This is a genomic window from Bacteroidota bacterium (assembly GCA_039714315.1).
GTDB lineage: Bacteria > Bacteroidota > Bacteroidia > Flavobacteriales > JADGDT01 > JADGDT01.
In genome coordinates this window covers 1-11,192 of record JBDLJM010000105.1, presented here as the reverse complement: position 1 = coordinate 11,192, position 11,192 = coordinate 1, and the positions used below count along the sequence as shown (strand labels likewise).

The 11,192-nt window shown below is 35.6% G+C and carries 7 protein-coding genes; 6 read left to right on the top strand and 1 reads right to left on the bottom strand.

The genetic code is table 11. The features are described from left to right. Positions 1–269 precede the first annotated feature (269 nt). From ABFR62_10400 to ABFR62_10375, 6 genes are all read left to right on the top strand, one after another. Positions 270–1,271: an alpha/beta hydrolase gene (locus ABFR62_10400; GenBank protein ID MEN8138829.1), complete on the top strand. Its 1,002-nt coding sequence runs from the start codon at positions 270–272 to the stop codon at positions 1,269–1,271. Positions 1,272–1,284: 13 nt separating this feature from the next. Beyond that, positions 1,285–3,228, top strand: coding sequence for a BatA domain-containing protein (locus tag ABFR62_10395; GenBank protein MEN8138828.1), 1,944 nt, complete (start codon positions 1,285–1,287; stop codon positions 3,226–3,228). 33 nt (positions 3,229–3,261) lie between these two features. Then, positions 3,262–4,527: a dihydroorotase gene (locus ABFR62_10390; protein ID MEN8138827.1), complete on the top strand. Its 1,266-nt coding sequence runs from the start codon at positions 3,262–3,264 to the stop codon at positions 4,525–4,527. Positions 4,528–4,619: 92 nt separating this feature from the next. After that, on the top strand, positions 4,620–6,152 hold the full coding sequence (gene guaA / locus ABFR62_10385) for a glutamine-hydrolyzing GMP synthase (GenBank protein ID MEN8138826.1): 1,533 nt from the start codon (positions 4,620–4,622) through the stop codon (positions 6,150–6,152). 161 nt (positions 6,153–6,313) lie between these two features. After that, positions 6,314–8,344, top strand: coding sequence for a LysM peptidoglycan-binding domain-containing protein (locus ABFR62_10380; GenBank protein ID MEN8138825.1), 2,031 nt, complete (start codon positions 6,314–6,316; stop codon positions 8,342–8,344). A gap of 87 nt (positions 8,345–8,431) precedes the next feature. Continuing rightward, positions 8,432–9,667 (top strand): competence/damage-inducible protein A, encoded by a 1,236-nt coding sequence (locus ABFR62_10375; GenBank protein MEN8138824.1) that lies wholly within the window; start codon positions 8,432–8,434, stop codon positions 9,665–9,667. Between the two features lie 108 nt (positions 9,668–9,775). On the opposite strand, the gene ABFR62_10370 is transcribed toward ABFR62_10375, so the two are convergent. Then, entirely contained in the window at positions 9,776–10,729 is a 954-nt protein-coding gene (locus ABFR62_10370) for an acetyl-CoA carboxylase carboxyltransferase subunit alpha (protein ID MEN8138823.1), read from the bottom strand. Between the last annotated feature and the right edge of the window lie 463 nt (positions 10,730–11,192).

Sequence of the window (11,192 nt, the reverse complement as noted above, 5' to 3'; positions counted from 1 at the left end):
AAAAGTTAAAAGAGAAAAGTGAAAAGTTTAACACGGTGTAGAAAGCTCACTTTCGTAAAACTTTTACCTTTAAATTTTTACCGTGTAATAAAATTTGTTCCCGAAAGATAAATTTGATCCATAGTATTTCTGAAAGGAGATAATTACTGAGAGAAAAAAATAGAGTAGTTGATTTTGTATATTGTTTTCCGGAATAAAAACTGTAGTTTTTTTTTAGGACTAGTCAGATTTCATTTCCTATATTTGATATATAATCTAATTCCATATCAATGTCACTGTATAAAATATTAATCGCATTAGTCTTTCTGATTGCAGCTATTTACTTTTTTGGGCCAAAGCCGGAAAGCGCTGTTTACAATAATGATTTTCCTAAACTGCCATCTGATCTTTCTTTACTGGCAGACTCTATTGATAAATCAGAGAAATCAAGAGGTAATATAAAAAAAGATAACGAAGCTGTAATAGTTTTTGCTGATGACAGTTTGAAGCAGAAAACTGAGTGGTCATTAGTATATCTACATGGATTTTCTGCAAGTCAGATGGAGGGAGCCCCCGTTCACAGGGAGTTTGCCAAGAGATATGGGATGAATTTGTTCCTTGCCAGACTGAGAGATCACGGTATTGATACAAGTGATGCTCTTTTAGATATGACTTCGGAGAGAATGTGGAAGAGTGCAAAAGAAGCATTAGCCGTGGGAGAAAAACTCGGAGATAAAGTTATACTCATGAGTACTTCTACGGGAGGGACATTGTCACTGATTTTAGCAGCTAATTTTCCGGAGAAAGTATCAGCTTTGATTAATTTTTCGCCTAATATAGAGATAAATGATCCGGCGGCTTTTATATTGAATGACCCTTGGGGCTTGAAAATAGCGAGATTGGTAAAAGGAAGTGATTATAATGTAACAGGATCGGAAACTGAGGAATCGGCTAAATACTGGAATAATAAATACAGGCTCGAAGCTATCGTGAATTTGCAGGAACTTGTTGAATCTTCGATGAACAAAAAAACATTTAAGAAAGTAGCCTGTCCTACTCTCACTGTGGCTTATTATAAAGATGAAGATAATCAGGATCCAACAGTAAAGGTCGAGGCACAGGAATGGATGAGTGAAAATATTTCAACTTCGGAATCGAAAAAGAGATTTGTGAAATTACCTGATGTAGGAGCTCATCCACTTGCTTCGGGGATATATTCTAAAGATTTGGATTCAGTTAGAGAGACCATAAATTCATTTGCGGAAGAGGTGTTAGAGCTTCGGACTAAATAGACTTTAAACAGATTTGGAAAAACTTCATTTTGTACATCCGGAATACCTTTGGGGGTTGTTTTTGTTATTAATCCCTATTATAATTCACCTTTTTAATTTCCGAAAGGCACAAAAGATATTTTTTACCAGAGTAGACCTCCTTGAGGAATTAAAGACCAGAAAGAAAAGTTTTTCATCGCTAAGAAAAAGGCTCATACTTTTTTCGAGAATGATGATGCTGTTGTTTTTTGTGCTGGCTGCTGCTTATCCGTATTTTAGTAATGAGGATTTGAAGAAGCAGAACAGTCGGGCTGTATTTTTATACCTTGATAATTCTTTCAGTATGCAGGCTAAGAGGGGAGAAGTTTCTTTATTTGATATAGCTAAGAAAGACATTGAAAATACTTATCGCGATTTTAAGGATGCATATAAAATTTACCTTTTAACCAACAGTGCTTATTCGTTAATAGAGAGTGAGCATGATCTGACTCTTGAGTTGAGTAAAGCGAATTATACCCATGATTCATTTTCGGGTCTAAAAGCAAAAACATTTGTTTCAGATATTGCCCAAAGGGAAGGTATACTGGATTATTATACCTTGATTTTTTCAGATTTTAAGGAAAAAAAGCCCCAAACAGATTCTTTGTTTTCTGATATGAGTGTTGTAGAGTTTACTTATTGGCCCGAAAACGATTATAACATTTCAATAGATTCTATTTGGTTTGATAACGTTACTGTTTCTTCCGGTAAATTCATGTTGAAATACATGTTGAGAAATTTTGGAGATGAAACGAACACCGAAGTGGAGTTTAACGAGCAGGTTAGTTTTGATAATAAGGTTCAGCAAATTGTTACTAGAGCAGTAAGAGTAAACAGAGATACTGTATTTGGAATAGAGTTGTCCGTACCTGACGATATGAAAGCTTCAGGATTTGTTTCTATCGAAGATAATTCATTGGAGTTTGATAATGAAATGTTCTTTTCCGTTGATTTTAACATGAAATCGAAGGTTCTTTTTGTGGGGCAGGAAACATCCAAGACCTTAAACCTTATACTGAATGATCCTTTTATGGAATTGCATAATGCCAGTCATAGTAATTTAAGTCTTGTAAATTTAGAAGACTTCGATTTTGTAGTTTACACAATAAACCGGACTTTACCTGAAGCAGAGTTGAAAAAGGTTATGAACTATATAAAATCAGACAATAATATTCTGTTGCTTCCCGGTAGTGATATTTCTTATTTTGACTTTAATAAGTTTTTAAATCAAATCGGATTAGGTAATGTGTCCGGAATGAACAAGGCTGAGGAGTTTTTAACCGGGATCAATTATGATAATGATTTTTTTGATGATATTTTTGATTCAAAAGTTGAGAATTTCGATTATCCTCAAATAGAAAACAGTTTTCATTTAAGGGTAGGCAAGAGTCATAAGCTTTTGTCATTCGACAGTGGGAAACCCTTTCTGCTGCAAAGAGAAAATAAGAATAGTAGTATTTTCATATTCTCAGCTCCAATTTTTGACGGAGATAAGGCGTTTATTAATTATGATATGTCAATACCTGTACTATATAAGATTGTTAGCTCAGGCTTAAGTGGTAAACTGTATAATAAGGTTGGAGACAGGAATGTGCAAATTAGCGGTTTTGCTGATGATTTGAGTTTGAAGCTTAATAATGAGTTTGTTGATTTGTATAAAGCGTCATCCGAAAAAGCATTGATTCCGAAGATTGACAGGTCAGGGTCTTTTGATATTTATTCTAATGACAAGGTAGTAAAGACTGTCAGTTATAATTATTCGAGGTTTGAAAATAGAAATTTTAATATTAACCGGCAGCAGAGTTCGGTATCAGCTAAATACGACAGTCTAAAAAAACAAGGTAATGTTTTATATCTTTGGAGATGGTGTCTTACCTTTACATTCGCTTTTTTGCTGCTGGAAATATCTTTAATTTTATTTTTAAAAGAGAAAAGATAATATAGATTTGTGTTGTAAATAAAATATTGAAAAATGAAGGTTCTCATAAAATCTGCAAAGGTTATTGCTCCCGAAAGTACATTTCACAATAAGGTTGTTGATATATTAATCGACAATGGTAAAATCAGCAATATTTCTGATGTAATAGAAGTATCTGACGATGCGACAGTTGTAGAAAAAGAAAATTTACATATTTCTCCGGGGTGGTTCGACCCGACAGTTAGTTTCGGTGAGCCCGGTTATGAAGAAAATGAGACACTGGAATCGGGGATGGCAGCCGCTGCTGCCGGCGGATATACAGCTGTTGGCTTGTTGCCCAATACCTATCCTGCTATTGATAAAAAATCGGATGTTGAGTTTTTAATTAAACGCAGTACATATAATCCTGTTAGTATTTATCCCATAGGGGCTTTGAGTAAGAAGCGCGAGGGGGTAGAGATTTCGGAGGCTTATGATATGAGTAACTACGGAGCAATTGGATTTGGCGACGATAAAAGTATAGAGAACGAAAAGCTGATGGAGGTTGCACTTTTGTATAATAAAACAATTGGGAAGCCTGTATTGTCTTTTCCCGACACAGCATCGATGTCGAACGGAGGACAGATGAATGAAGGAGAGAGCAGTACAAATCTCGGACTTAAAGGAATTCCGAATTTATCAGAAGAATTAAGAGTATCGCGTGATTTATTTCTCACGGAATATGCTGAAGGTAAACTGCATTTTCAGAATGTTTCTACAGCTAAATCGGTTTCTTTGATAAAAGAGGCGAAGAAAAAAGGTCTGGATGTTACGGCTCAGGTGGCAATTCACAATATTTACCTTGATGATTCTGTGCTAAATGAGTTTGAAACCAGATTCAAGGTAATGCCACCATTAAGAACAAAGAATGAAATCAAAGCTATTATAAAAGGAATTAAAGATGGTGTTATTGATTTTGTGAGCTCTGATCACAGGCCAAAAGATATAGAACGTAAGTTTAAGGAGTTTGATCTCGCTTCGTTTGGTACAATAGGGTTGGAATCAGGTTTTGGGGCCTTAAATAAAGTTTTATCCGGAAAGTTGGAATTGCACGAAGTAATTTCGCTAATCTGTGATAAGCCACGAAAAAGGTTTGGTGTTGATGTTCCTGCAGTTGAAATTGATGCTAAAGCCGAACTTACACTTTTCAATCCGGATGAGAGTATTGCATTTGACCAGAGTCAGATCAAATCTCTTTCTAAAAATTCAGCCTTTGTAGGTAAAGAATTAAAAGGGAGGGTTTATGGTGTGTTGTCGAATGATGAATTGGTGTTGAATTAGAGTTAAAGTAATGATTTTCTTGATTTTAGAGTAACGGGTAAACATTTTTAATAATTATCTTTCAAATTTTAGAAGAATGAGTAATTTTGCGCATGCAAGAAAAAATACTTATTCTCGATTTTGGATCACAGTATACACAACTTATTGCCCGCAGGGTTCGCGAGCTTAATATCTACTGTGAAATACATCCTTACAACCATTTACCGGAAGATTTAGATCAGTTTAAGGCAACTATCCTTTCAGGAAGCCCTTTTTCTGTACGTGATGAAAATGCACCGGATATAGATCTGTCAAATATTCGTGGAGAAGCACCGCTATTAGGAGTTTGTTATGGAGCCCAATATATGGCTCAGAAAAACGGTGGAGAAGTTTTACCTTCTAAAATCCGTGAATACGGTAGGGCAAATCTTGCTCATGTAGATGATTCTTCAGAATTACTTAAAGGAATTGATGTAGGCTCCCAGGTTTGGATGAGTCATGGAGATACAATCGCTAAACTTCCTGAGAACTTTAATATTATTGCCTCTACTTCTGATGTAGAAGTTGCTGCATATAAAATTGAAGATGAGGATACTTATGCAATACAGTTTCACCCGGAAGTTTACCATTCTACTGATGGTAAGAAATTGTTGGAAAACTTCCTTGTTGGTGTAGTGGGATGTAAGCAGGACTGGACTCCTGATCATTTTGTAGATAATACAGTTGCTGAGTTGAAGGCTAAGATCGGAAAAGACAAAGTTGTTTTAGGTCTTTCTGGGGGTGTTGATTCTACGGTTGCAGCTGTTTTGTTACAACAGGCTATAGGCGATCAGTTAACATGTATTTTTGTTGATAACGGATTGCTTCGTAAAAATGAATTTGAAAGTGTGCTGGATCAATACGAGCACATGGGATTAAATATAATTGGAGTAGACGCTAAAAAACGGTTTTACGATGCTTTAGCAGGAGAATCTGATCCGGAAAAGAAAAGAAAGGCCATAGGAAAAACATTTATAGAGGTGTTCGATGATGAGGCTCATAAAATTGAAGATGTAGTTTGGCTTGGTCAGGGTACTATCTATCCTGATGTAATTGAATCAGTTTCTGCTACCGGAGGTCCTTCGGCGACTATTAAATCGCATCATAATGTTGGTGGCTTACCCGATTTTATGAAGTTGAAAATTGTTGAGCCGCTAAATACTTTGTTTAAGGACGAAGTTCGAAGAGTTGGTAGGTCACTTGGTATTGATGATGAATTATTAGGCCGTCATCCATTCCCGGGACCGGGTCTGGCTATAAGAATTCTTGGTGAGATCACCGAAGAAAGGGTTAGACTTTTACAGGAAGTTGATGCTGTGTTTATAAACGGACTTAAAGAAGATGGTTTATATGATAAAGTTTGGCAAGCCGGAGCAATATTCCTGCCTGTTAACACAGTAGGTGTAATGGGTGATGAAAGAACCTATGAAAATGCCGTAGCACTCCGCGCTGTTGAATCTACAGACGGTATGACTGCTGACTGGGTTCATTTGCCATATGAATTCCTTGCTAAAGTGTCTAATAAAATAATTAACCAGGTTAAAGGTGTTAACAGAGTTGTTTACGATATTAGCTCTAAGCCACCTGCAACTATTGAGTGGGAATAAGTAAAGTTTATTATATAATATTTGAGCCGTCATTTCGTTTTTTTATAGTTGAAATGGCGGCTTTTTTTGCTCTTGTTTTATATGCTTATTATTTTTTACAAAAAATTATATTAAGGTTTGAATATTTTATAATTTCAAACTTTAAAATTAAACTTCTTTAGATGAGGAATTTTCAAAGAATTTTACTGCTAATCGTTATGATTGGTTTGTCAGTTAGTAATTCGTTTGCCCAGGGAAAGTCTAACACACATACTGTTAAGACAGGCGAGACAGTTAGGTCTATAGCAAAAAAATATAAAATAACTCCTTATGATCTAATTAAGATCAATCCTGATGTTAAGGATCCCCCGGTTGTTGGATCAAAAATTATTATTCCCGCGCAAGATGGTGTAAGTGATAATTTACAAGATGCTACAGAAGGAGAAAAAAGAGTCGGGGACAAAGTATATCATAAAGTCGCCCCAAAGGAAACTTTATATTCTTTGTCGAAAAAATATAATGTGGAAATAAAAGATCTTTATGAGGCAAATCCTTCCTTGGTTGATGGTCTGAAAATAGGGATGACCCTCTTGATTCCTAGTTCAAAAAAAGTGGTTGAGGTAAAAAGGGATGCCTCAAAGTTCATTCTACATGTAATAGAACCCAAGGAAACCCGTTGGGGATTGTGTCACAAGTATGGAATTACGGAAGAAGAACTTATCGAGAACAATCCAAAAATAGCGCAAAGCGTTAATATAGGAGATACAGTATGGATACCAAAGAGTAATGTTAAAGAAATTGTAAGGGAAGAAGATATTAATTATAACTACACTTATTACGAAGTTAAGCCAAAGGATACTAATTATGGATTAAGTAAAAAATTTGGTGTAGATATAAGTGTTCTAAAAAAGGAAAATCCAAATATAGCGGGTGGATTGCAAATAGGAATGGTGCTAAAAATTCCAAAAGCTCCCCGTGAAGTATATGATACAAGTAAATTTGAACAAAAAACATATACAAACCTGCCTAATGACGCTAAACTGTCATCGAAGGAGAAAATTGAAGAATTGGATAAGTTTGATATACCAAGGGTTGTGGATGTAGTGATGATGTTGCCTTTCTACCTTGATAAGAATGCCGAAATTATTAATGATAATTCAAGTCACAAGGAAAAAACTAAATCAGCTTTAAAAGAGGGTGTGGAAATAGGTGCTCCAAGTATATATCCTAAATCTGCAATTGCATTAGATTTTTATAACGGTGCAATGTTTGCCATTGATTCTTTAAAGCGAATGGGACTTTCTGTCAGACTTAGAGTTTTTGATACTCATAAAAACCTGGAAGAAGTAAAAAGGATTCTTGATAATAATGATTTTTCGGAAGTAGATGTTGTTATTGGTCCTCTGTATACCGAAAATGTTGAATATGTTGCCGACCGATTGAAGTATGACAATGTACTGGTAGTTTCTCCACTGTCGAAAAAGCTTGATTTGGATAACAGATTCAATCTTGTTCAGGCTATGCCTACATCATATACAACTAAAAATAGTGTTATAAAGGAAATAATTAACGGAGATAGTAATTCCAGTAATATTTTGATCTTTGGAGGACTGGTAGATAAAGCAGAGGTAGATTTTGTAGAGTCCAGATTAAAATCATCTCTGGATTCCAATAAAGTATCTACTTATATTGCTGAAGAAAATTTGGTAGACAGAGAAGTTGTGTTTGAGCTTTTAGAGCCTAATAAAGATAATGTTGTAGTTATGGCTTCTAAAAGTAATGTTTTAATTACCGATGTTATTACAGCTCTTAATCAGGTGACAGACTCATTGCCTAATCGTGCATTTTTACTGAGCAGACCAAAGATATTAGATCAGCTTGAAAGTGATTATTTAAATACTGTTTCTCTTACATATCCTGAGGATTATTTTGTGGATTATGAGGATGCTAAGGCTAAAGAGTTTGACCGGGATTTTAAACAGAAAAATAAATATTTACCCAGTGTTTTTGCATATCGGGGGTTTGATGTAACATACGATGTTTTATTTTCTTTGGGTAAAAGCAGTAATCTGGAAGTAGGTATTCTTCAAAATAATAAGAGATGCGTACAAGGAAAATTCAACTATTCCAAAAAACCTTTTGGTGGGTATTACAATAATTCTGTTTTTGTAATTAAATATAATAATTGGAGGTTAGAAGAAGTTAATAATTAGAAAAATATATAGAGAAAAATATATAGGAGCGGTCAATTTTGACCGCTTTTTTTGTTATTTTGTCTAATACTGAATAAAAATAATTATATGAAGGCAATTATTATAGCAATTGGAGATGAAATATTGATAGGTCAGGTTGTCGATACTAATAGTATTTTTATTAGTAAACAACTTTATTCGGTAGGAGTTGAGACTTTGAAAAGTATCTCCATAAAAGATGAACCTTCTCAAATAATCAATACATTGGATCAGGCTTTTAATGAAGTGGATCTGGTGATTTTTACAGGTGGATTGGGGCCGACAAAAGATGACCTGACAAAGCATGCTCTCAGTAAGTATTTCGATGATGAAATGGTTTTAAATCAGGAAGTTTTAAATCATATTGAGGCATTGTTTAATCGCTTTGGGCGGAAAATGTCCGGTTTAAACAGAGAACAGGCTCTTTTGCCCGGTAAAGCAAGGCTTCTTCATAACGAGTTTGGAACAGCACCCGGAATGATTTTTGAAAAGGACGGTAAAGTTGCAATTTCATTACCGGGGGTGCCTTTCGAGATGAAGAGGTTGATGACCGGTTATGTTATTCCTTTTATTGAGGATAAATATCACACGGAAAATCTGGTTCACAAAACCGTACTTACATATGGTTTGCCGGAAAGCGAATTGGCTGATAAAATTCACGATTGGGAGATCAATTTACCTTCGGATATGAAATTGGCCTATCTGCCTTCACCCGGTAGAGTGCGGCTAAGACTATCGTTGAAAGGTGCGGATAAAGCCGGGTTAATTATGCGTATCGAAGATGAGGTGGAAAAGCTTAACATGATAATCGGTGATATAGTTTTTGGTTACGATGATGAGCCTATTGAAAATATCGTAGCAAAACTTCTGACCGATAAGGGACGTACTGTTTCAACTGCAGAAAGTTTTACCGGTGGCAAAATTGCCAGTATGTTAACTTCAGTGCCCGGCAGTTCAAAATATTTCCACGGGTCGGTGGTTAGCTATGCTACACAATCAAAAATAGATGTTCTGAACGTTGATGAAAAAATAATAGGGGAGCATACGGTTGTAAGTAAAGAAGTAGCAAAAATTATGGCAGAAAAAGCCAGAGGATTATTTAAAACTGATTTTGCAATTTCAGCTACCGGAGTAGCCGGACCCGACAGGGGAGAAGACGGTAAAGATCCGGGAGTAGCTTTTATTGCTCTTGCAACAAAAGAAAAAACTATTGTTAAAGAATTTAATTTCGGTCAACCGCGCGAAAAAATGCAGGGAAGAGCAGTTGCAATGGCATTCGATATGCTTCGGAAAGAACTTCAGTAATATACGTCATTCCGACTAAGCGTAGCGCATGGAGGAATCTGTTGAGCTTTATAGCAAATATGTAACAGATTCCTCCACTTCGGTCGGAATGACGGTTATATCAAAAATCTATTCTTCGTAAACTCCCATATTTGAGAATTTCTCAATTCTCTTATTTACCATATCTTCCGAATCTAAAGCTTTCAATTCTTCGATAGCTTTTAGAACTTCACCTTTTACAGTCTCATAAGTTTCCTCTCTGTTTTGATGAGCTCCACCCAGAGGTTCCTTGATAATGGCATCTACTAATTCGTTTTTAAGCATATCGTCAGCGGTGAGTTTTAGCGCTTCGGCAGCTCTCTCTTTGAAATCCCAACTTCTCCATAAAATTGTAGAGCAGTTTTCGGGAGAAATAACTGAATACCATGAGTTTTCAAGCATCATTACTTTATCGGCAACAGCTATTCCTAATGCACCGCCCGAAGCTCCTTCACCAATAACTACACTTATGATCGGTACTTTTAGTATCGTCATTTCGTATATGTTACGGGCAATAGCTTCTCCCTGACCTCTTTCTTCGGCTTCCAGTCCAGGAAATGCACCCGGAGTGTCTATTAAGGTTACAACAGGAATATTGTATTTCTCAGCCATTTTCATCAGACGAAGTGCTTTTCTGTAGCCTTCAGGATTCGCCATCCCAAAGTTTCTGTACTGACGCATCTTGGTATTGATACCCTTTTGCTGACCTATAAACATTACTGATTGTCCGTCTATTTTACCCAAACCGCCAATCATAGCTTTATCGTCTTTTACGTTTCTGTCGCCGTGAAGCTCCAAAAAAGTATCGCCCGCTAATGCTGTTATATAATCGAGAGTGTAAGGTCTTGATGGATGACGAGATACTTGTACTCTCTGCCATGCCGACAATTTGCCGTATATTTCTTTCTTAGTGTGGTCAAGTTTTTCCTTGATTTTGTTGCAAGTTTCAGAAACATCTATTTCGCTTTGTTTCCCCAATTCTATGCATTTTTCAAGCTGATCTTCTAGTTCCTTGATAGGTTGTTCAAAATCTAAGTATTCCATGATTTTTGTATTTAAAGCCGTGCAATATACAAAAATATGCACCTTAGGCAGGATGTATCCGGTTAAAATTTGAGTTGTAAAATTAAGGTATGTGTGTTGGAAATCAATCAGATATCCCTGTTGTGCTTTAAAAAGTAATTGAACTGATAGTCAATAATAATAATAAGAGGCGAGTTTTATTGAAGGAATAGATTTTTTGTAGCTTTATTTGGATGAATTTGAGATTAATACCAATCACAAATCAAAATGACCGATATAAATTATTCATGAGAATTAATTTATTAAGGAATTCATGATTACTTCGTAATTGTTTTTATTTTCCTTATTCTTCGTTAAAAAATATTTCCGTCTAGGCTTAGCCTAGATGCAAAGATTTTTTGCCTCAACTAAAAAAAATATAATTCAATTTATTTATCAATCACTTTGAATCGTAATTGGTATAAGATAGTGCCAATCTTTAAGT

Coding starts and splice junctions, on each gene's coding strand:
- ABFR62_10380 (MEN8138825.1), top strand. CDS start 6,314: ATGAGGAATTTTCAAAGAATTTTACTGCTAATCGTTATGATTGGTTTG.
- guaA (MEN8138826.1), top strand. CDS start 4,620: ATGCAAGAAAAAATACTTATTCTCGATTTTGGATCACAGTATACACAA.
- ABFR62_10390 (MEN8138827.1), top strand. CDS start 3,262: ATGAAGGTTCTCATAAAATCTGCAAAGGTTATTGCTCCCGAAAGTACA.
- ABFR62_10375 (MEN8138824.1), top strand. CDS start 8,432: ATGAAGGCAATTATTATAGCAATTGGAGATGAAATATTGATAGGTCAG.
- ABFR62_10370 (MEN8138823.1), bottom strand. CDS start 10,729: ATGGAATACTTAGATTTTGAACAACCTATCAAGGAACTAGAAGATCAG.
- ABFR62_10400 (MEN8138829.1), top strand. CDS start 270: ATGTCACTGTATAAAATATTAATCGCATTAGTCTTTCTGATTGCAGCT.